Origin of the sequence: Megasphaera massiliensis (assembly GCF_036305205.1) — a bacterium.
In the GTDB taxonomy this organism is placed as follows: Bacteria; Bacillota; Negativicutes; order Veillonellales; family Megasphaeraceae; genus Megasphaera; species Megasphaera massiliensis.
The window spans coordinates 1-22,553 of sequence record NZ_JAXIXE010000036.1 but is presented as its reverse complement, the minus strand read 5'-3'; the positions used below and the strand labels follow the sequence as shown (position 1 = coordinate 22,553).

Here is a 22,553-nt window from a genome sequence, read left to right as displayed (position 1 = left end):
CCTCCTTACTCCCTGCAATACAATTCATACGTCGGGGACATATGAAGATTCATTTTCCCTGCAAGGATAGGAAAATAATAGACCGGGCCGTCGTCATCTTGGCGCACTTTGAGGACGCCGATTTCCCGAAGGACGACAATGGCCGCGTAAATGGTATGGACGTCGTAGCGGTCGGCCTGAGAGGCTGCCATGCGGCGCCGGACCTGCCAAACGGGCATACCCCATTCGGGCAGGAGTTTCTTCAGGGCCATGTAAATATCGACCATGACCGTCCGGTTGAGGGTGACCTCCTTATTCAAGACGTGGACGTCCTGAACGACCAGCTGAGGCGACGACGTTCCGTTAAAATCATTGCGTTCGAGCTGGAAGGCGACGTCGATGATATCGCCTTCGACGATGGCATCGCACAGGTCCGGCCGGGACCAGGCAACGCCGCTCAGGCGAATCTTATGAGGACCGCAGACAACGATGCGAACGTGCTGCTTATCCCGTCCGATGGGTCGGATTTCTTCGACGGTCAGATTCCGCAGGGAAAAGACGGGCCGGCTGTTTCCCATGCCGTAAGGCTCTAACGAGGAGAGCTCGGCAATCATGTCCAGCGAGACGTCCTGTGTTTCCAGCTCTTTATCTAAATGGACCAAGGGAATGTAGTCGTCGGCCGTCATGTACTCCTTGGCATAGTCCAAAAGCCTTTCGCGCAGGCCTTCGATGTTTTCGGCCTTGATGGAAAAGCCGGCTGCCATGGTATGGCCGCCAAATTGGATGAGCAGGTCTTTCGCCGACTGCAGGGCTTCGTACATATTGAAGCCGCTGATGCTCCGGCACGAGCCCTTGCCGATACCGTCGCTGATGGTAATGACCAAGGCCGGGCGGTAGTATTTTTCGACGAGGCGCGATGCGGCAATGCCGATGACGCCGACGTGCCAGCCTTCATGACTGGCAATGAGGACGCCGTCCCTTCCCTGCTGCCGGCTTTCGATCTGGGCGATGGCCTCTTTGGCAATGGTATGCTCGATGTCCTGACGCTCGGCGTTGAGTTCACTGAGCTCCGCGGCCGCAGCCGCCGCTTTTTCGTCGTCCGTCTCTAAGAGCAGTTCGACGCCCTTTGTCGCATGGCTGATGCGGCCGGCAGCGTTCAATCTCGGCGCTGCCGTAAAGGCGATGCGGCCGGCTGTGATTTCTTTATCGACAAGCCCCGAAGCCCGGAGCAAGGCGTACAATCCCGTGCGCTGCCCCTTTTTCATCAATTCCAGCCCTTGGCGGACAATGATGCGGTTTTCTCCGATTAAAGGCACCAGGTCGGCAATGGTTCCCAAGGCCGAAAGATCCGAATAGCCTGCCAGATCTTCGTTACAGCAGCGCTGCCAAAGGGCCCGGCAAAGGACGTAGGCCACACCGGCACCGGCCAGCTCCTTAAAGGGATAGGGACAGCCGGGTTTCTTGGGATTGAGGACGGCCAAGGCCGGCGGTATCTTTTCCGGCGGCTCGTGATGATCGGTAATGATGATATCAAGATGAGGTGAAAACTCACGAACCAGCTCATACGATGAAATACCGCAGTCGACGGTAATGAGAACATCGGCTTCATGCTCTAAGTGCTGCAGGGCCTCTTCGTTCAGGCCATAGCCTTCACTCTGCCGCTCAGGTATATAGAACTGCGGCGACGCCCCCAGATCCCGAAGAACTGAATAAACAAGTGACGTCGACGTAATCCCGTCGACGTCATAGTCACCATAGATGACGATGCGCTCTTTATCTTCTACGGCCTGCTTCAGCCGACGGACGGCTGTTTCCATCCCGTCCATCAAGAACGGATCGGCCATGTCGTTCAATGTGTCCTGGAGAAAGTGACGCCCTTCTTCGACATCGGCAATGCCGCGATTAGCCAGTATTTGGGCCAAAATCGGCGATATATGCAGTTGTTCGGTTAAGGCGGACGTAAGGCCCTCTTCGAAGGGGGCAAACTGCCATCGTTTCTCCATTTGCATCACAACTCATTCTCAGGAATAATCACTATCAATAAATCAATTATTATTTTATCACTTTCTATTCTCAAAATAAAGACTAAATTAATATGCACTTAGCAAGATTCTCATCTTAGAAATGGATTTTACCATTTCTTTACAGTCTCCACTTCGCCTCCCTTTTCGAGGATAGCGAAAAAGGACTATTCATGAAAAATCACGAATAGCCCTCTGTATCATGTCGATATCGAAAACATCGAGTTTACGACGACAACGCTTCCGAAGTCGTCCCGGCCTTCGCCGTTTCCCTTTCCTTCTCTGTGGGATTGATATCGTCTTGAGAAATGGTCAGGCGATGACGGGCCGCTTCTAAGATGAGGTCGGCCGTCTTGACGATGCCGTAGTCGCTGGATTTGAGGCTCAAATCGTAGTTGGCCCCATAACCCCAATAGGAATCGGTGCAGTACATACAGTGATCCCGCCGTTCACGATTGACGTGGTTGCGGAGTTTACGCGCCCGGTCGGCGTCGATGTGTTCCCGGAGCATGATGCGCTGGACGGCCCAATCAGGATCGGACGAAATGAAGACATTGAAGGTGTTCGGTCGTTTGCGCAGGACGTAGTTTGCCAAACGGCCGACGATGACGCAGGAATGCCCTGTCGTCAGGGCTTCAATGACTTCAGCTTCATCGCGGAACATTTCCATCTGATTCGATTCATATCCCGACGCATAGTGGACGTAATCTTCGTATACCTTAGACAGGAGCGGCCCCAAGCGGCGCTTCTGGTCCTTGCACCAGGCGATGACAGTTTGCGGATGTTCTTTCTGGGTCCGGTTGAAAATTTCCGTATCGTAGTACGGAACGCCTAATTTACGGGCCACGAGTTTCCCGATATTCCGGCCGCCGCTGCCGAATTCACGCGAAATGGTAATGACTAAGGGGCTGTCCGTATCTTCCTTCATCCAAGCCGGATGGTTGGTACGGCCGGCGATTTCGCCGATAGCCCGATGAGAGAAAATCAGACGTTCAATGGGCCCTGCCATGGTACAGCCTAAAAGGATCAGTACCAGGCCGATGACGGCGTTGGCCGTAATTGGTTCCGATAAGATAATCGAGGCCAAGATGAGGGCGATGATAGGCTTAATAAAAAAAGCAAAGGACGCATTGGACGGACCCGTCAGTTCAATGGCCTTCATGAAGAACAGGTAGCCAAAGCCGGTGACGACCAAGGAGCAGTACAGGAGCGGCCAAATGGTGCGGGAATTGATACCGGCAATGATCGGATCGCCGTGGAAAATCAGAATGACCAAGAGGAAGAGGCAGCCGATGAGAAAACTGAAGGCGTTTTCGACGTTGCCCCCCAATTTCCCGATCCGCAGTTTCCCCAAGGTCGTGTAAAAGGCAAAGGAAATAGCCGCTGCCAAGGACACCAGAAGTCCTACATTTCCGTTCTGGATGATATCCACGGGATTGGCGACGATGATCAGGCCGATGAGACTCAATACCAAGGTGATGGCCTTCTTGCGCGTAAAGGCTTCGTGGATGAGAAAATAGGAAAAAATCATGACGAAGATAGGATTGCTGGAAAAGACGATGGCCGCCAGGCTGGCATTGGCCATGTTGACGCCGATCTGGAAGAGGATCATGCTGAAGCAGATATTGACCAGTCCCAAGACAGCCAAATACCCCCAATCAGTCCGTCTGAGACGAATCTGATGTTTCTTCATATCGCGAACGGCCAGCGGCATGAGCAGGATGCCGCCTACGAGAAAGCGGAGAAAGGTCAGCTGAAAAGGTGTAAAGGCCGTACCGGCAATCTTCAGCGAAATTTCCATGGTCCCAAAGGCAAGGGCTGCCAGGACAATACAAAGCGTACCCATTTTAGATGACATGAAAGAGGCCCCCTAGTTCATCTAATTATTATGATAGAGAATAAAAAAACTAATAATTCAATCACGATTCATTATACACTACTTCCCCATAAATAACAAACAACAAAAAGGCCCTGCATGGTGGAAACCACCGTGCAGAGCCTTTCCGCTATTTATCTATGCAGCAAGTGCATTTAAATTAGTCTTCAAAACCCTTCTGGAGACGGACGTAGGAATGACGACGATTCTTAGCGTCAGCTTCAGTCTTAGCATAGAGGGCTTCGGCTTCTTCCGGGAAGCTCTTCTTGAGGGATGCGTAACGAACTTCACCCTGCAAGAATTCCTGGAATTTGCCATAATCCGGTTCTTTGGAATCGAGGCTGAACGGGTTCTTGCCCTGTTCTTTGAGTTCCGGATTGTAACGGAAGAGATCCCAGTAACCGCATTCGACAGCGAGTTTTTCTTCTGTCTGGCTCTTGCCCATGCCCTTACGGATACCATGGTTGATGCAAGGAGCGTAGCAGATAACCAAGGACGGACCATGGTAAGCTTCAGCTTCGGTGATAGCTTTGAGGAGCTGGTTCTTGTCAGCGCCCATAGCTACCTGAGCTACGTAAACATAGCCGTAGGAAATAGCCATCATGCCGAGGTCCTTCTTCTTGGTGCGTTTGCCGGCAGCAGCGAACTGTGCGATAGCTGCAGTCGGGGTAGCTTTAGAGGACTGACCGCCGGTGTTGGAGTAAACTTCCGTATCGAGAACGAGGACGTTGATGTCGTTGTCCGAAGCGAGGACATGGTCAACACCGCCGTAACCGATATCGTAGGACCAACCGTCACCACCGATGATCCACTGGCTGCGTTTTACGAAGAACTGTTTCTTAGCGAGGAAGTCTTCGAGAACCGGTTTGCCGGCAGCTTCTTTTTCGAGGAGAGCCGTCAATTTGTCAGCGCGTTCACGAGTGCCTTCGCCTTCGTATGCATGAGCAGCCCAATCGCTGAGTGCTTCCTGGAGTTCCGGAGAAGCGACAGCTTTTGCAGCGTCGAGGTTTTCGACCAAGTCTTTACGGACTTTGTCTACGCCGAGGAACATGCCGAGGCCGAATTCAGCAGCATCTTCGAAGAGGCTGTTTGCCCAGGACGGACCGTGGCCGGCAGCGTTCATGGTGTACGGGGAAACAGGAGCCGATGCACCCCAAATGGAGGAGCAGCCTGTTGCGTTAGCGATCATCATGCGGTCGCCGAAGAGCTGTGTAACGAGTTTGACATACGGTGTTTCACCGCAGCCTGCGCAGGCGCCGGAGAATTCGAGGAGCGGCTGTTCGAACTGAGAACCGATAACGGTCTTCTTGTTCTGCGGGTTAGCTTTCGGAGCAACCTTTTCCGTAGCATAGTACCAGAATTCCATCTTCTTGCGTTCTTCGTCGGTGTTCGGAACCATGGTCAGAGCCTGGACCGGGCAGACGTTGACGCAGGAACCGCATTCGAGGCAGTCGAGCTGGTCGACGACGATAGCCAAATCATATTCTTTACCGGATTTAGCTTTAACAGCGACTTTGTAACCAGCCGGAGCAGCAGCGGTTTCTTCTTTGGTCGTCAAGCACGGACGAACCGTAGCATGCGGGCAAACGAAGGAACACTGGAGGCAGCCGATACATTTTTCGTTATCCCAGGAAGGAACGTGCAGAGCCGGGCCGGCTTTTTCGAATTTCGAAGTGCCGGAAGGCATGGTGCCATCTTCGCGGCCGACAAATGCGGAAACCGGGAGATCGTCGCCAACCTGTTCGAGCATCGGTTTTGCAACTTCCGTGAAGTACTTCGTAGCCGGACGGCCTTCGACGACTTCGTCAACGGCATCAGCCCAGGAAGCCGGATAGTTAACTTCGTGGAATTCTTTGATACCAGCATCAACGGCGCCATTGTTCATGTCAATGATCTTCTGGCCTTTTTTGCCGTAGTTCTTGATGATGGAGTCTTTCAAGTATTTAACAGCGTCTTCTACAGGGATGATCTTAGCGAGGGCAAAGAATGCAGCCTGCATGACCATGTTGATACGAGTGCCGAGGCCGAGTTTCTGGCCGATAGCGTCACCGTTCAAGGTGTAGAATTTAACGTGATGTTTAGCGATAGCGCGTTTGATGCGAGCCGGAAGTTCGTGTTCCAGTTCTTCATCGGTCCAGGTGCAGTTCAGCATGAACGTGCCGCCGTCTTTGATGCCGCGGAGAACATCGAAACGACCTACATAGGACTGACGATGGCAAGCGATGTAGTCAGCTGCGTCGATGAGGTACGGCATATCGATCGGGCGAGTACCGAAACGCAGGTGAGAAATCGTTACGCCGCCGGATTTCTTGGAGTCATAAGCAAAGTATGCCTGTGCATACATATCCGTGTGGTCACCGATGATCTTGATAGCCGATTTGTTAGCACCGACAGTACCGTCAGAACCGAAGCCCCAGAATTTGCAGGACGTAAGACCCGTCGTATCAACCGGCATTTTCGGTTCGCGAGCAAGGCTGAGGTTGGTAACGTCGTCGACGATGCCAAGGGTGAAGCCGTTGAGCGGATGATCTTTCTTCAATTCTTTGAAGACAGCGAGGAAGTCTTCCGGAAGAACGTCTTTGGAGCCCATACCGGTGCGGCCGCCGATGACGTCAATGTTAAGACCTTCTTCTTTTACGAAGCCCGTGATATCGAGGTAAAGCGGTTCGCCGAGGGAACCCGGTTCTTTCGTGCGGTCGATGACAGCAATCTTCTTGACCGTTTTCGGAAGAACGTTGAGGAGGTATTTGTTGGAGAACGGACGATAGAGGTGAACGTTGATAGCGCCGACTTTTTCGCCCTGGCTCTGCAAGTATTCGACGGTCTGTTTAGCGACGTCGGAGAGAGAACCCATGGAAACGACGACGTATTCAGCGTCAGGAGCACCGTAGTAGTTGAACGGTTTGTAGGAGCGGCCAGTGATTTCAGAAATCTTGTCCATGTAGTCAGCTACGATATCCGGCATAGCATCATAGAACTTGTTGGCAGCTTCTGTGTGCTGGAAGTATACGTCCGGGTTTTCAGCCGTGCCGCGAACCTGCGGGTTATCCGGGTTAAGAGCACGTTTACGGAATTTGTCGATAGCTTCCCAGTCAACGAGTTTTCTGTAGTTTTCGAAATCCATGACTTCAACTTTCTGAATTTCGTGAGACGTACGGAAACCGTCGAAGAAGTTGATGAACGGCAAGGAACCTTTAATTGCCGATAAGTGAGCGACACCAGCGAGGTCCATGACTTCCTGAACATTGGATTCGGCCAAGAGACAGCAGCCCGTTGCACGAGCAGCCATGACGTCCTGATGGTCACCGAAGATGCTCAGTGCATGGTTAGCCAAAGCACGCGCAGCTACGTGGAATACGCCCGGAAGGAGTTCGCCGGCAACTTTGTACATGTTCGGCATCATGAGGAGGAAGCCCTGAGATGCAGTGTACGTCGTGGTCAAAGCACCAGCCTGTAAGGAACCGTGGAATGCGCCGGCAGCGCCAGCTTCGGACTGCATTTCAACAACGTGAACTTTGTGACCGAAGAGGTTTTTCATGCCAGTGGCGGACCAATCATCGACATGTTCTGCCATAGGAGAAGACGGCGTGATCGGATAAATTGCGGCAACTTCAGTAAATGCATAGGACACCCATGCAGCTGCTTCGTTACCATCCATGGTTTTAAATTTGCTCATAGATAAAACACGCTCCTTAATTGAATGTTATACACAATATGGAAGATTCCATACTGATAGGCTTAAGATAGCTATAAAGACGTCCCGCTGTATCTCATACAGAAGGCGCGAACAGCACGCAAAGGTTCCAATGATGCATTCTGTTCACGTATCGACTATACACGTCCCATAATTGAAAAAAATGCAATAAAACGCGGGAAGGTCCGACAATATTCAAAAAAAGTATTGCTAATATTCTCAATCTGTACTACTATTATAGTGGTATTACAGATTTGCACATTACCATATCTCTTTTCAGAATTGCTGACCATCACAAACCGAACGACTTTGTAACTTTTTCTTACAAGTTAATTATATGCCTAAGCAATGTTAAATTCAATAGGAATGTGATGCTAGTTTATGCATCGTTCAGTGCTATTTTGTAAACGTATACCGAAGTAGTGTATATTGTAGCGTTATTTTTGATATACACGATTAGTTAGTGGAGGTGTTAGCATGGATTTTCATCATCTTAAATACTTTGTCGAAGTAGCAGACAAGAAGTCATTCAGCAAAGCAGCGCGAACACTGCATATTTCTCAGTCCGCCATCAGCCGTACCATCAAAGCCCTGGAAGAAGAACTGGGCGTCGTCCTTTTCATGCGAAATGCGAAGGCCGTCGAACTGACCGATGCCGGCACGATCTTCCTGTCCCATGCAAAACGGGTCGTCTTCATGTTCGAACATTTGAAGACCGACTTCGAAAATGAATTCAAATTGGAACAGGGCACGATTCTCATCGGCCTGCCCCCCATTACCGGGGCGCCGATCTTCGCCAACCTCTTAGGGGCTTTCAAGCAGGAATATCCTCAAATTGAACTGGACTTGTACGAACACGGCTCGAAGAAGGTCGAAATCAGCGTCCAAGAAGGCCTCATCGACCTCGGCATCGTCTGCACCCAGCCGAAGGAAAAGGATTTTGAATCGTTCTTCCTCACCCAGGATCCGATGAACGTCATCATTCACCGCGACAACATCCTGTCCAAGGAAAAGACGATTCCCTTGAAGAAACTGGCCAACGAATCGCTGGTCCTCTACCGCGATGACTTCAACCTGCACGACGAAATCATCCAACACTGTAAGCAAATCGGCTTCCAGCCGAAAATCATCTTTGAAACGAGCCAGCGCGACCTCATGATCCAGACCGTCGTCGCCAACCTCGGCGTCGCCCTCCTGCCGAGCCGCCTGTGCCCGACGAAGGAAGCCAACCCCCGCGTCTCGGAATCGGTCGTCGTCCGTCCCTTGGTCGAACCGGAAATCATGCACGTCCTCTATGTCATCTGGAAACGCGGCCACTACCTGTCCCATGCGGCTCAATTATGGCTCGACTTCGTCCGCAATAAGGCCCGCGTCATTTCCAACTTATAATGGCCGGGGAAAGACAAGGCCCCGCCGCTCCTGCCGGTTCCCTGAAAAGCCGGATACAGCGCGGCAGAAACGGTTTGCTCAATCAGTATCGCCGCCTGCTCAAGACTTGGCAGGGTCTGTCTAAGACGCAAAGATACCTAACTGCCGCTGCGGTTCTTCTCTTGGCATGGAACCTGGTGCTGCAGGTCCAGATTCTTACGCTGTCTAAGACCGTCGCGCTCCAACAAGTCCGCATCTCCCAGCTGGAGAAACAGGCTCAAAGACAGAATAACCTGCTCTACTCAGCATCGGTCACCTTAAACGATATAGAAAAAAAATGGCATTCGTTGAACTTCCGTGTCCTTGAAAACACGTGGCGCATCGAAGAACCGAAAAAAAACCCAGACTCCATGTGATGAGTCTGGGTTTCCTTTTTTTATTAGGGATTTATCACGATTCAAGAAGCGCTTCGAAGGCTTCCGGTTCCGGAAGGGATGAAATGATTTTCCAGGGTTCGCACTTGGCCAAATCATCGTAGGAATGCCTTCCGGTAGCGACGCTGATAGTCCGGGCGCCAATGGCTTTTCCACACTGAATGTCATGAGGCGTGTCACCGATAACATACATGGCTTCAATGTCATCGCCCCAAGTCCGTTTGGCAATGGCCAGGGCATTGCGGGCCAAGTCGTCGCGGTAGTAGTAGTCGAAAGCAAAGCCGGAATGGTCGAAATCAAAATACTGAGACAAGCCGAAGAAATCCATCTTCAGGCTGGCACCGACGCGGCTGTTCCCCGTCAGGAGGAGCTGGCAGTAACCTTCCCTTCCATGGAAGAATGCCAGGTTTTCTGCTGCATTCGGCAGGATGACACCTTCATGAGCCTTGCGTTTCAGCCATTTCAAGAGCTTTTGTTCATAGTTGCGGCAAAAGGCAAAGACTTCTTCATCCGTCGGCATGACGCCCGTCGATTTATAGAGCAGCTGCTGACAAATATAGTTATCGGTCCTGCCGCCGGCATCGATTTTCGGCACCGGTGTATCCTCCCCTTTTAAATCGCGGAGGACCTCTTTAATGGCATTCAATCCAGCATGGCCGGTATTCAATAAGGTTCCGTCAATATCCCAGTATAATAATTTCACGGTCTTCACTCCATCCGAGGCACTATTACTGTTTGGATACGATGTCCTTCGTATCGCGGGCAATCATGATTTCTTCATTCGTCGGAATGACATACATCTTAACCGTCGAATCGTCGGTGCTGATCAAAGCGTCTTTGCCGCGGACGTCGTTGCGCTGCGGATCGAGTTTGGCACCGAGGTATTCGAGGCCTTCGGCAATGGCGGCGCGGTCTTCAATGCCGTTTTCGCCGACACCGGCCGTAAAGGTGATGACATCGACACCGCCCATGGCAGCAGCAAAGGCACCGATTTCCTTGCGGACCTGATAGTGGAACATGTCGAGGGCGAGCTGAGCGCGTTCATTGCCTTCGCCGGCAGCTTTACCGAGATCGCGGAAGTCGCTGGAAACGCCGGAGATGCCGAGGACACCGGACTGTTTGTTCATCAATTTGTCCATATCTTTCGTCGAAAGGTTATGGTTGTCCATGACGTTGAGGACGATAGCCGGGTCGATATCACCGCAGCGCGTACCCATGAGGACGCCGGCCAGCGGCGTAAAGCCCATCGTCGTGTCGACGCATTTGCCGTATTTGATAGCAGCTAAGGAAGAGCCGTTGCCGAGATGGCAGTTGATGATGCGCAGTTCTTCAACGGGTTTGCCCATGACTTTAGCGACTTCACCGGCGACATAGCGATGGCTCGTGCCGTGGAAGCCGTAACGGCGGATATGATCTTCCTTATAGAGTTCGTACGGGAGGCCGTACATGAAGGCTTTTGCCGGCATGGTCTGATGGAAGGCCGTATCGAAGACGCCGACCTGAGGTACGCCGGGCATAATAGCCTTGCAGGCATTGATGCCGATGATGTTCGGCGGATTGTGAAGCGGAGCCATGGCCGAGCATTTTTCCAAGGCTTTCATGACTTCGTCCGTAATGAGCGTGGAAGCAGCGAATTCTTCACCGCCATGGACGACGCGGTGGCCGACAGCATCGATGGCATCCATCGATTTGATGACGCCGCATTCAGCGTCGGTCAAAATGTCGAGGACTAACTTGACGGCTACTTGGTGATCCGGAATGGACTGTTTGATTTCTTTTTTCTGGCCATTCCATTTGTGGGTCAGCTGCGAATCGGTGAGGCCGATTTTTTCGACCAAACCTTTTGCCATTACTTCTTCATTATCCATGTTGACGAGCTGATACTTCAAAGATGAGCTTCCGCAGTTTACAACCAATACGATCATGAAATTTTACCCTCTTTCGTGTGTTTTAAAATTACTTTAGCTGGCCAAATACGTGGTCAACTACTTCCTTCGCCAGTTCGTCACCGTCTTTGTACATGTACATGACGTGCCAAATCTGGCCATTATCTTCAAAGAAGAAACTCCGCACGGTGAGCTTCGCCGGCTGGCCGTTCAAGGGCTCCGTATAGGAGGCGTCGACGACGGTAGCCTTGCGCCCGCTCTCTTCGGCTTCGGTAATCTTCGTTTGCAGATCAGATACATCCGGTGTCTGTTTCAGCATGGCAACGTATTTATCTGCCATGGCAACAGGCGTCGTTTCGCCGGCTGTTTCAGAAACAGCGACGACATCGATGTGTTTGTCATTGTTAATATACATCATGCCTTCGCCGTCCTGGCGATTCACGTGTGCCAGGTCAAACGGGGTCATGACGTACACTTCCGAATTTCCGGCCTTTAACTGGACATAGCCGAAACTGTATTCTTCAAGCATCGTATTGCTGCCACAGCCGGCTAACAATACGGCAGCTGAGACCATGGCCGCAGCTGCAAGTCCTTTCAATCCCTTCATACAATCACCTATTTATGCTTTCTACAGACTAGGTTCATTATAGCATAAAAGCCTTATAGCGTCATCTAAAAAAAGCAGGAATTGGAAATACTTTAGCTATCCGCCCAAACAGCCAAAAAGAATGAACGGCATCCATTGACGATTTTCTTTACCTTCCGTATACTTATAAACAACTTATACTGTGTTTCTTCGTGAAATACGGCCTTTTCCGGACGGTGCCGCCAGACACTGCGGCTTCGTCCCGTTCAGATATTGTGAAATTTAGAACGTAAGGAGGCTGCTATGGAAGCCATTGCCGTCATCGCCGAATTTAATCCCTTTCACACCGGCCACGCCTATTTGCTGTCGGAAATCCGCCGCCAAAGTCCGCCCGATACGGCCGTCATCGTCATTCTGAGCGGCGCCTTCGTCCAGCGCGGCGAACCGGCACTCTTCGACAAGTGGCACCGCTCCCGTTGGGCCGTCCGCAGCGGAGCCGATGCCGTCTTTGAACTGCCTGCCGTCTATGCCCTCTCGAGTGCCGAAGGATTTGCCTCAGGCGGCATCCGTTTAGCCTATCGCCTTGGCTGCACCTCCCTTGCCTGCGGCGTCGAAGAGGGGACGGCTGCCGACTTTCTCCGCCTGGGAAAAACCGCCTTGAGCCTCTCGTACGATGGATCGACAAAGACGGCCACGGCCGGTCGGAATCAGACAGATGACCTGGCAAAGACCCTGCCGGAACTGGCCGGCCTTTTGGATCAGCCCAATGCCCTCTTGGCTCTTGAATATGCAAAAGCCATCCTCGCCCTGCCGTCTCCCCTTGCGATGCAAACCGTCCCTCGCCGCGGAAGCCATGCTGAAAACAGCTTCGACCAGCCTTTCACCAGTGCCTCGGCTCTCCGCCGGGAACTGAAAAAGGGATTCACGTCCCGCGTCGCAGCCTATTTGCCGCCGGCCAACCACAGCGACATCGAAGCCCTATTGAGAGCCGGTTCTTTCACGGACTACGATCGCTACGGCGATTTCGTCAGCCTTGAAGGGCGCCTCTTGACACCGGAACAGCTCCGCTGCCTGCCGGCCTTTACCGAAGGCCTCGAAAACCGTTGGCACCGGGCCTTCTCTACCCTTTCGACGTATGAAGAAGCCCTGGCCGCCGTCAAGACCAAGCGCTATGCATTCAGCCGCCTGTGCCGCATGGGCGCCTATACGGTCCTGCAGCCGTCACAAGATTTCTTCAATGAATCCTACCGTGAAGGGCCTCAATACGGCCGCATCCTGGCCTTCAACGAGCGCGGCGCCGCCTTCTTGAAAAAAGCAAAAGGAACCTTCCCCATCATAACCAAACCGGCGCAGGCAAAAAAAATCCTGTCCCCTCTCGGACAGGCACAGCTTACCCTTGATATCCGGGCCAACGACATTCAAGCGCTCTGTTTCCGCAGCGCTTCTTGCCGCCAAGGACGAAGGGACTATTATACCTCCCCCAGCTATCTTCCCCAAGGCGATCGTGAACCGTAACCTCCGCTTATTTTTATCCATATATTTGTTTTACAGCCCAAAATCTGTTATCATAAGTACTGTATTTTTTATTTTTTCATAACCTATTTCATCGATTCTGACCATAATCGGTAAAATATGAAGGGGGCTTATTTGTGGCTGTAAATCTTAATATTTATCAAACATTAGCCGCAGCGATTGTCGTTTACTATACCGGCGTATTCTTGCGTGCAAAATTCGACGTCCTGCGCAAGTACTGTATCCCCGCTCCGGTCGTCGGAGGCATCTTATTCGCTATCATCAACTGCATTCTCTATACACAGGGTCTTTGGCAGTACGAGCAGGATACGATTATGCAAAACATCTGTATGATGCTCTTTTTCACCAGTGTCGGCTACACGGCCAGCATCAGCCTTATCAAACGAGGCGGCATCATGGTCTTTAAAATGGCCATCGTCACGACGATTCTCATCACCTTACAGAATATCATCGGGGTGAGCCTCGCGACAGTCTTCGACCTCAGTCCTCTCATGGGACTGGCAACGGGATCGGTTCCCATGGTCGGCGGTCACGGCACGGCAGCGGCCTTCGGTCCCTTGTTGGAAGACATCGGCCTTGACAGCGGCGTCACCATTTCCGTCGCCGCCGCTACCTTCGGCCTCGTCGCCGGCGGTGTTATCGGCGGTCCGATTGGGGAAGGACTGATTCACAAACACCATCTGGTCAGCTCGGCTGAATCAGAACGGTTCGATCCTTCGGCCAACGCCGACGCCGTATCGCGGTTAAAAGCCGTAGCCGGCGATAAAGAACGGGCCGAAAACGCCATCAAGATTGAAAACAAAATCGGCCAGACCATCGACAACTACCGCTTCATGAACGCCATGGCCCACCTCTTCCTGGCCATGGGTCTCGGAACGATCGTCAGCGGTTTCTTCAGCAGCATCGGCCTTGTCTTCCCGGGCTATATCGGCTCGATGATCGTCGCTGCCATCATCCGCAACATCGCCGACTTCACGCACAGCTTCAAAGTCTACCAGCATGAAAGCGAAGTCCTGGGCAATCTGAGCCTGACCGTCTTTTTGACCTGCGTCCTCATGAGCCTCAAGCTCTGGCAGTTGGCGGACCTTGCCGTACCTCTGGTCGTCATGCTCCTCAGCCAGGCCCTGTTCATGGCTCTTTTCGCCTACTTCATCGTCTTCCGCATCATGGGCCGCGATTACGAAGCTGCCGTCATGACCAGCGGCGTCTGCGGCTTCGGCTTAGGGGCTACGCCCAACGCCATCGCCAATATGACGGCCATGACGGAAATCTTCGGCCCGGCACCGACGGCCTTCTTCGTCATTCCCCTCATCGGGTCCTTAATCATCGACCCGGTCAATGCCACGATCATTACGGTATTTATCAATATTCTCCACTAATCGTCCCGGCTTTTATTTCGCCAATATCGAGCTTCATCACGATTCAACTCTACGCCATCGCCTGTTTCCAGGGCGGTGGCGTAATTTTTCATGCCCTCTTTATAGCCTGACGCTGCAGACTGGGCAAACCAGTAAGCCGCCTGAATGCTGTCACGGGCGACGCCGTGGCCGTCACGGTAAAGGACGCCCAAGTTATTCTGCGCCGGCCCGTCGCCGGCCATGGCCGCTTCATAGTACCAGTGCGCAGCCAGTTCCCAGTCTTGAGGAACGCCATATCCTTTTTCATAGAGATAGCCGAGATTGTTTCCGGCAATGACATTTCCCTGATCTGCCGCCTTAGCATACCAATAGGCGGCTTTTTCATAATCCGGCTCCCCGGTGTAGCCGAACTGATACATGATGGCCGCATTGCACTGGCCGTCGCCGTCGTCGTGTTCGGCAGCCCGCCGGTACCAGTACAGGGCCTTTTCGTAATCCTGAGGGAGATCATCCCCTATTTCATAGAGATGGCCTAAATTATTCTCAGCCGCTCCATAGCCGTGGCTGGCGGCCGCACCGTACCAAAGGACAGCCTGTTCGATATCGCGCTCCGTACCTAACCCATGCTCATACTGGTAGCCCAAGTTATACTGACCGGCAGCATAACCGCCCTTGGCCGAACGGCTGTACCAGTAAAAAGCCTTCCTATATAAATCATCTTTATCTTCTATATCGGCGTCAAAAGCGTCAAAGAAATAATCGTCTCCCATGGCACATTGAGCCGCTGCATCGCCGCTAAAGGCCAGTCGTTCTGTTTCGTCCATCGTCGGACTCCTTTCATCGGTCTCCCATGACGGAAGACAATCTTTATACTGCCTCGATTGTAGGGGAAAGGATGAGGACTGTCAACAAAGTCTTTTCCAAAAGATTTACAAATTTTCCTTTTTGACATATTGACTTTTTGACTTTTATAGCTATAATGATACTAGAAGCTAGCGAAAAGCTCCTAATCCTGAATACAATCGCCATAATAAGGAGGTCTTACTTATGGGAAACGAAAAATATACACAGAAAGTCATGGAAGCCTTCCAGTCTGCCCAGCAGATTGCCGCCCTCCATTACAACCAAGAAATCTCCTCGGTCCACATGCTCATGGGCCTGCTCAAAGAGCCTGAAGGCCTGCTGAGCACCATCCTTACGGAATGTCAGACCGACGTCCCCATGCTCCAGGCACGTCTGGAACAGCTGCTGAAGAAAATCCCTTCCGTCCAAGGTTCGAGCCAGATGTCGATGTCGACGGAAATGGTCCGGGTCATCGGCAAAGCCCAGCAATTAGCCGACTCCATGCACGATGACTACATCAGTACGGAACACCTGCTCCTCGGCATCGTCAGCGAAAGCAGCAGCGACGTCCAGGAACTGTGCCGTGAATTCGGCCTGCACCAAGACAAGATCATGAGTACCATCAAGGCCAACCGCAAGGCCAACGTCAATACCGACAACCCTGAAGGCAACTACAAAGCCCTGGAAAAATACGGCCGCGACCTGACGGCAGCTGCCCGCCAGAATAAGCTCGATCCCGTCATCGGCCGTGACGACGAAATCCGACGGACCATCGAAATCTTGTCGCGTCGCCGTAAGAACAACCCGGTCCTCATCGGGGAACCGGGCGTCGGTAAAACGGCCATCGTCGAAGGATTGGCCCGCCGCATCGTCAGCGGAGACATTCCCGAATCCTTAAAGAACAAGACCCTCTACTCCCTCGACATGGGTTCTCTCATTGCCGGGGCCAAATACCGCGGTGAATTCGAAGAACGGTTGAAATCGGTCCTCAATGAAATCGCCAAATCAGACGGTCAGATTCTCCTCTTCATCGATGAAATCCACACCGTCGTCGGCGCCGGCGCGTCCGAAGGCTCCATGGACGCCGGCAATATCCTGAAACCGATGCTGGCCCGCGGCGACCTGCGCTGCATCGGGGCTACGACCCTCAACGAATACCAGAAATACATCGAAAAGGACGCTGCCCTCGAACGGCGTTTCCAGCCGGTCATGGTCGACCAGCCTTCCGTCGAAGATACAATCACCATTCTCCGCGGCCTGAAAGAACGCTATGAAGTCCATCACGGCGTCCGCATCCGCGATAAGGCCCTGGTTGCGGCTGCCGTCCTTTCGGACCGCTACATCTCGGACCGCTTCCTGCCCGACAAGGCCATCGACCTCGTCGACGAAGCCGCTGCCAAGCTGCGCACGGAAATCGAATCCATGCCGACGCCGATCGACGAATTGAGCCATAAGATCATGCAGCTCGAAATCGAAGAACAGTCCCTGACCAAAGAAACGGACGACGCTTCCAAAGAACGGCTGGCTAAGATTACGACCATGAAAAATGAATTAAAGGAAAAAGAAAACCAGCTCAAATCCCAGTGGGATACGGAAAAACAGTCCATCCTGCACACACAGGAACTGAAAAAAGAAATCGACGCCGTCAAGGGCGAAATGGCTCAGGCCGAACGCAACTACGACTTGGCGAAAGCATCAGAACTGAAGTACGGCAAATTGCCGGAACTGGAAAAACAACTGGCGGAACAGGAAGCTCACCTGGCACAGAAACAGGATTCGCAGCTCCTGAAAGAAGAAGTCGGCGAAGAAGACATCGCCCAGGTCGTCAGCCGCTGGACGGGCATCCCCGTCACTAAGATGATGACCGGCGAACGGGAAAAACTGCTCCACCTCGACGAAACCCTCCATAAACGCGTCGTCGGCCAGGACGAAGCCGTCCAAGTCGTCAGCGACGCCATCATCCGCGCCCGTGCCGGTATCAAAGACCCGAACCGTCCCATCGGTTCCTTCATCTTCCTGGGGCCGACCGGCGTCGGCAAGACCGAACTTGCCAAGACCTTAGCGGAATCCCTCTTCGATGACGAACGGAACATCATCCGCATCGACATGTCAGAATACATGGAAAAACATACCGTATCGCGCCTGATTGGGGCGCCTCCGGGATACGTCGGCTATGACGAAGGCGGTCAGCTCACCGAAGCCGTTCGCCGCCGTCCCTACAGCGTCATCCTCCTCGATGAAATCGAAAAGGCCCATCCCGACATCTTCAACGTCCTCCTGCAAATCCTCGATGACGGCCGCCTGACTGACGGCAAGGGCCGGGTCGTCAACTTCAAGAACACGATCATCATCATGACCAGTAACCTGGGTTCTCATGAAATTTTGGAAACGCCGGATTACGAACAGGCCAACCAGAAGGTCCGTGACCTCCTCAAACAGTACTTCCGTCCGGAATTCCTCAACCGAGTCGACGACATCGTCGTCTTCAAGGCCCTGCAGAAAGACCAGGTACAGAGTATTGCAGCCATCCTCTTGGAACGCCTCGGTCAGCGTCTGGAAAAACAGATCAAGATCAAACTCACTTGGACTGATGAAGCCCTGCAGGAATTGGCCGACAAAGGATTCGATCCTCAGTTCGGTGCCCGTCCCCTGCGCCGCTTGATCACCCATACCGTCGAAACGTCCTTGAGCCGCAGCATCATCGCCGGCACCATCCGCGAAGGCGATACGGTCAGCATCGGCTTTGACGGAACGGATTTTACCTTCACGCCCATTCGTGAGCACAAAGCATAACTAAAACGAGCCTCATGGGGTTTTAACATATCCCATGGGGCCCTTTTTAGTTTACAAGTTCCCAAAAACAGTATATAATTAATTGTAACTAAGTAACGGGTGGAGATTTATGAATAATACATTAGGAAATCATGTACTGATCGATTTTTATAACTGCAAAGCTTCTTTCACCGAAGCCGAAGACTTGCAGCCCTTGGTAGAACGCGCATTCCATTTGGTCGGCGCACCTGCTGAGGGCATTACCTTCTTCCATATTGATGACGAACTGACGTGCATGGCCGTATCGGGCAACGCCCATATCAGCATCCATGCCTATCCTCTCCTCTCCTACGTGGCAGTAGATATCTACAGTTTTAACATCGACCTTAAGACGAGCCAAATCATGAACGCATTAAAAGTAAACCTCCGTTCCGACCGCATCAAGGCGACGAGTATCCGCCGCGGTGATTTCGGCTCAATCCGCGACATGCGCCCGAAGCGCAAGTCCAAGATTACGACAGCACGGCGTATGAAAAATACAGGCGCGCGCATCAAAAAAACGAGTGCCAAAATGTTCAATATCCTTCGTCATCCAAAAAAAGTACGCCAGTCGAATCGGACGACGAACGAATAGTATGGTTGCAGATGAAAGGGTTTGTTTGTCATGTATATGGTATCGTTAAATCAAGCAGCGGGCATTGCCCGTGAAGAAATGACGTCTCTTGACGGCATTACGGCAGAGTTGCTCAACTTCATACAGCTAAAAAGTCAGCGCTTATATATGCACTCCCTGCAAGTTGCCAACTACAGCGTCAGTATCGCCGCCAAACTCATGCTGCCAAAGAGCGAAATCGAACAGATAAAATACGCTGCTCTCCTCCATGACGTTGGTCTTTTGGTCGTATCTAATACACTTTTAGTCAAGATACCCTATCTCAACCGCTCGGAAATGGCCCAGTACAAGCGCCATGCAGCAGCCGGCGGCAATATGTTGGAAAACATCCCCTGCTGCCAGGACATCGTGCCTTACATCCGCTATCACCATGAACACTGGGACGGTTCGGGCTTTCCCAAACACCTGCGCGGAGCCAACATCCCCTTGGGAGCGCGGGTCATCGCCGTGGCCGACTACTATGACATGATCATCAATCCGTCGACTGAATTTTGGGCGAAAACGAAAAAACAGGCCGTCCGCGAACTCTTCAGTTCATCCGGCCTCCTCTTTGACCCGGAAGTGGTCAAGGCCTTCATTGAAATCTTAGGCTGATAAAAAGCATATGCAAAGCGCCGTTGTCTGACAGCATCTCCTGCCGGACAGCGGCGCTTTTTGTCGTTACCTGCGGATAGCCGGAAAACCGGTAACATATCCTTTCGTAAAAAAGAAGAAAAGCCTCTATTATCCCCCTCGTCCATAGAAAATATATGATATAATTAAATGTAATTATACGGCTTATTCACGGCTAATTTTGCTAAAGGATGTGATGATATTGAACCTGGCCCCCCAGCGTGCGGACCGTGCAGCTCACCTGACAATCTTACTCATTACCTGGCTTTATGTTTTCATCAATATGGTGACCCTCGATTATCAAATCGCTTCCATCGTAGGTGTCGTCATCTTATTCATCACCTTTACCTGGCGGCGCATCATGTACATCGTCATCACGGCAGCCATTACGGTGCTCCTCATCAGCCTCTTTCCCTTTTTGGCGCCCATCGCCTTTATCATCATGGCGGTCATCTTCTTCCTGCGTCTGAAATATATTGCGGCCAATTGGCGGGCCGTTCTGGCCGGATTCTATATGTACGGCGTAGGTTTCTACTTTGCAGTTCTTCGCAGTACGACCGTCGAAATGATTCCAGCCCTGCTCACGGGCTTCGTCGCTGCCGTCGGTTTCCACCTCATCCTGATTTGGCTTTACCATCATCATTACACCCTCGAACGGGCTCTTCCCATCATGGGCGTCGCGCCGCTGCTCATCATCCTCCTCTGCCTGCCCTTCATCAAGGCCTTTGGCGGCTTTGACGCCATCGCCGATGCTGCCGACACAGCCGTCGATACGGCGCACGGCGGCGACATCCACGGCGGTTCCGATGCCGTCACGCCGGCCCCGGGCACTCACTATACCCACGACTATTACCGAACGGGACCGGACGGCACGATGCATCACGTTAGAGGCTACGAAGCCACCAATCCCGACGGCATCGTCTATAACAACTACTCCTATCACGGCCAATCCGTCCCCCATGCCGGCCATTATTCCAGCAGCCATGGCACAGTTCCTTCCGGAGAGACCCCGACGACGCCGACGGATCCCATTGCCGACAGCACCCTCGTCGCCGATCCCGGGCCCAAGCGGACCGGGGACGAAGAAGATTGACATCAAATCCGAGACCTCATACACTACCTCCACAACGCCAAAAAGCCTGATTTCTCAGTTACTAGAAATCAGGCTTTTTAACGTATTCAATGATAGTATGTCACGGTACTCATTGGTGATGACCAACCGATCACGTCATGGCACCATTTCGCATCAAAGCGGCGTTACCTCTGTATTTTAGCAAAACAGCCGTCTGCGTTACACAAAACGTAAACGGCTGTGCTATGATTTTCTTCAATTAAAATGATATTCCTGATACAGCTTTTCTCTGGCCTTTTCATCGTCGATAGCCAATTCCAGATCCTGCAGACGGTCATCGGCTTTCAGCAGTCTTAACAATGTCGTCAACCGGCTTTCGCCTTCTTGACGTCCTTCCTGACGTTCTTCAAGGCTCCATTTTTCAAGTTCTGCGCACATAACCGCCACCTCCTCCGGGTTGTTTTTGTAACGATGGACCGTTTCTTTCAAGGGTTCCAACACCATGTCTTCTACGTTCTCACTGCGAAAATCATTCATCAGCTTGCCCATGTCATCATTTCCCTTATAATTGCCATTGACGTAGATGATGTGACTATTGGCTTTTTCAGCCGCCTTGATACGGGACCTGTTCGCTCCAATTAAAATAGGCTTTTCGATGCGCAATCAGCCAACGACCATTTTGGAATACATAATCATCTACATAGCGGACGCCTGTCTGACGTTTCATAGTTTTGCCCTCTTTATCCGTATAAATAAGAGTAACAAAGCAATAACTGATTCCGTCTGCTTTATTCCCATTTAGATGTATGACCTGCTGTCCATTTATATGATAAACAACATCCTGTGTCTTTAAAAAGTCGTCAAAGGCCTTGCCAATATTTTCATTGCCTTTTAAAGTTTGCGTCAGCTTGCCATTGTTGTAATTCTCCACAACAGCATCTTTCGTAAAAAGGTCAATCTGCGATATGCCATCTTTATTATCCGCCTCAATTGAAAACGTATCTATAAGTTCACGGATAGCTATTTTATCCGCAATGCTCTTCCGATCGGTATCTGGCACAGCAATAGCCGGCTTTACAGCCTCCACGGTTGCTCCAATTGCTGGCTGAATCCCCATACCACTGGCGATAATCATCGCGGTCATCATTAAAAAACACGACTTTTTCATCTATTATTCCTCCTTTTATTAAAGTATTTATCGTTGATTTATTCTTTATTATTTTATCACTTATATACAGAGACTAGTCAAGCAAAAAAATCCCTTGATTCCCCCTTGAGTTCCGCCCCGTCTTTAAAGATTACCCTGATATTCTCTTTGCTGTATACTATAATAAAAGATATTAGGCTGTACCATAACCTTTCATCAAGATTTCTGATGAGTTCCTGCCCTTGTAAATTCTTGATGAGGCTGTCCATCTGCCGGCTTCTGGCGCTGTGCCGTTTTATCATGGCCCTTGTAATTGCCATTGACGTAGATAATGTGACTGCCGTCTTCAAAAGGCCGGTTCAATTCTTCGATGATCCGGTTGACATGGTAGCGGTCCAAGCCATGCTGCCAGACATCGTTTTCTGTAATAAAGATGACGTAGCTTTCCGGCAGTTGTTCATAATCGCTTCCCTTTTTCGGACGGTTGAAACTCTATAGACAGTTCTAGAAAAACAGCCGGCTGCGTCACCAAACGTATCCGGCTGTACTATGATTTTCTTTAATTAATATGATATTCCTCATACAGTTTTTCTCTGGCCTTTTCATCGTCGATGGCCAATTCCAGATCCTGCAGACGGCCATCGGCTTTCAGCAGTCTTAACAACGTCGTCAGCCGGCTTTCGCCTTCTTGGCGTCCTG

18 protein-coding genes are annotated in these 22,553 nt (G+C 51.6%); 8 read left to right on the top strand and 10 right to left on the bottom strand.

All coding sequences use genetic code 11. From position 1 onward, the window contains the following. Window positions 1-5 precede the first annotated feature (5 nt). The 3 genes from recJ to nifJ all read right to left on the bottom strand — a co-directional run bounded on the left by recJ (window position 6) and on the right by nifJ (window position 7,552). The gene (recJ, locus tag UCI88_RS06995; RefSeq protein WP_256179308.1) at window positions 6-1,982 is read right to left on the bottom strand and encodes a single-stranded-DNA-specific exonuclease RecJ; all 1,977 of its coding nucleotides are present in this window, start codon (window positions 1,980-1,982) and stop codon (window positions 6-8) included. 244 nt (window positions 1,983-2,226) lie between these two features. Continuing rightward, window positions 2,227-3,858 (bottom strand): EamA family transporter, encoded by a 1,632-nt coding sequence (locus tag UCI88_RS06990; RefSeq protein ID WP_044503613.1) that lies wholly within the window; start codon window positions 3,856-3,858, stop codon window positions 2,227-2,229. 178 nt (window positions 3,859-4,036) lie between these two features. Continuing rightward, window positions 4,037-7,552 (bottom strand): pyruvate:ferredoxin (flavodoxin) oxidoreductase, encoded by a 3,516-nt coding sequence (gene nifJ / locus UCI88_RS06985; protein ID WP_044503612.1) that lies wholly within the window; start codon window positions 7,550-7,552, stop codon window positions 4,037-4,039. A 495-nt stretch (window positions 7,553-8,047) separates the two neighbouring features. Here nifJ and UCI88_RS06980 point away from each other — a divergent pair, with 495 nt between their 5' ends. Further along, window positions 8,048-8,959 carry a LysR family transcriptional regulator gene (locus tag UCI88_RS06980; protein ID WP_330024154.1) on the top strand — a complete coding sequence of 304 codons (912 nt, stop codon included), beginning with the start codon at window positions 8,048-8,050 and terminating at the stop codon, window positions 8,957-8,959. Window positions 8,960-9,033: 74 nt separating this feature from the next. Next, the gene (locus tag UCI88_RS06975; protein ID WP_230198035.1) at window positions 9,034-9,354 is read left to right on the top strand and encodes a hypothetical protein; all 321 of its coding nucleotides are present in this window, start codon (window positions 9,034-9,036) and stop codon (window positions 9,352-9,354) included. Between the two features lie 34 nt (window positions 9,355-9,388). On the opposite strand, the gene UCI88_RS06970 is transcribed toward UCI88_RS06975, so the two are convergent. Genes UCI88_RS06970 through UCI88_RS06960 form a run of 3 tightly spaced genes read right to left on the bottom strand, consistent with a single transcriptional unit; the run spans window position 9,389 to window position 11,865 of the window. Then, window positions 9,389-10,075, bottom strand: coding sequence for an HAD family hydrolase (locus tag UCI88_RS06970; protein ID WP_065359920.1), 687 nt, complete (start codon window positions 10,073-10,075; stop codon window positions 9,389-9,391). Window positions 10,076-10,100: 25 nt separating this feature from the next. Then, window positions 10,101-11,297, bottom strand: coding sequence for an acetate/propionate family kinase (locus UCI88_RS06965; protein ID WP_044503608.1), 1,197 nt, complete (start codon window positions 11,295-11,297; stop codon window positions 10,101-10,103). A gap of 31 nt (window positions 11,298-11,328) precedes the next feature. Continuing rightward, on the bottom strand, window positions 11,329-11,865 hold the full coding sequence (locus UCI88_RS06960; protein WP_256179310.1) for a hypothetical protein: 537 nt from the start codon (window positions 11,863-11,865) through the stop codon (window positions 11,329-11,331). A 282-nt stretch (window positions 11,866-12,147) separates the two neighbouring features. On the opposite strand from UCI88_RS06960, the gene UCI88_RS06955 reads away from it, so the two are divergent. Both UCI88_RS06955 and gltS read left to right on the top strand, forming a co-directional pair. Further along, window positions 12,148-13,359 (top strand): tRNA(Met) cytidine acetate ligase, encoded by a 1,212-nt coding sequence (locus UCI88_RS06955; RefSeq protein ID WP_256179311.1) that lies wholly within the window; start codon window positions 12,148-12,150, stop codon window positions 13,357-13,359. Window positions 13,360-13,493: 134 nt separating this feature from the next. After that, window positions 13,494-14,756 (top strand): sodium/glutamate symporter, encoded by a 1,263-nt coding sequence (gene gltS, locus UCI88_RS06950; protein ID WP_256179312.1) that lies wholly within the window; start codon window positions 13,494-13,496, stop codon window positions 14,754-14,756. On the opposite strand, the gene UCI88_RS06945 is transcribed toward gltS, so the two are convergent. Beyond that, window positions 14,753-15,559, bottom strand: a complete 807-nt coding sequence (locus tag UCI88_RS06945; protein ID WP_256179313.1) for a tetratricopeptide repeat protein — start codon at window positions 15,557-15,559, stop codon at window positions 14,753-14,755. The two genes, gltS and UCI88_RS06945, sit on opposite strands and share 4 nt — an antisense overlap. A gap of 223 nt (window positions 15,560-15,782) precedes the next feature. Between UCI88_RS06945 and clpB the strand changes: the two genes are divergently transcribed. From clpB to UCI88_RS06925, 4 genes are all read left to right on the top strand, one after another. Beyond that, window positions 15,783-18,371 carry an ATP-dependent chaperone ClpB gene (gene clpB / locus UCI88_RS06940; protein ID WP_256179314.1) on the top strand — a complete coding sequence of 863 codons (2,589 nt, stop codon included), beginning with the start codon at window positions 15,783-15,785 and terminating at the stop codon, window positions 18,369-18,371. 109 nt (window positions 18,372-18,480) lie between these two features. Continuing rightward, window positions 18,481-18,984 (top strand): S-adenosylmethionine decarboxylase family protein, encoded by a 504-nt coding sequence (locus tag UCI88_RS06935; protein WP_044503603.1) that lies wholly within the window; start codon window positions 18,481-18,483, stop codon window positions 18,982-18,984. 30 nt (window positions 18,985-19,014) lie between these two features. Continuing rightward, window positions 19,015-19,617 (top strand): HD-GYP domain-containing protein, encoded by a 603-nt coding sequence (locus tag UCI88_RS06930; protein ID WP_065359926.1) that lies wholly within the window; start codon window positions 19,015-19,017, stop codon window positions 19,615-19,617. A gap of 220 nt (window positions 19,618-19,837) precedes the next feature. Continuing rightward, entirely contained in the window at window positions 19,838-20,728 is an 891-nt protein-coding gene (locus tag UCI88_RS06925; protein WP_256179315.1) for a hypothetical protein, read from the top strand. A gap of 234 nt (window positions 20,729-20,962) precedes the next feature. Here the strand turns inward: UCI88_RS06925 and UCI88_RS06920 are convergent, their stop codons facing one another. From UCI88_RS06920 to UCI88_RS06910, 3 genes are all read right to left on the bottom strand, one after another. Next, complete coding sequence (locus UCI88_RS06920) at window positions 20,963-21,256, bottom strand: hypothetical protein (protein ID WP_256179316.1); 294 nt, start codon at window positions 21,254-21,256, stop codon at window positions 20,963-20,965. A 55-nt stretch (window positions 21,257-21,311) separates the two neighbouring features. Beyond that, entirely contained in the window at window positions 21,312-21,875 is a 564-nt protein-coding gene (locus UCI88_RS06915) for a nuclear transport factor 2 family protein (RefSeq protein WP_044503600.1), read from the bottom strand. Between the two features lie 195 nt (window positions 21,876-22,070). Beyond that, the gene (locus UCI88_RS06910) at window positions 22,071-22,253 is read right to left on the bottom strand and encodes a hypothetical protein (protein WP_256179317.1); all 183 of its coding nucleotides are present in this window, start codon (window positions 22,251-22,253) and stop codon (window positions 22,071-22,073) included. Window positions 22,254-22,553: the final 300 nt, after the last annotated feature.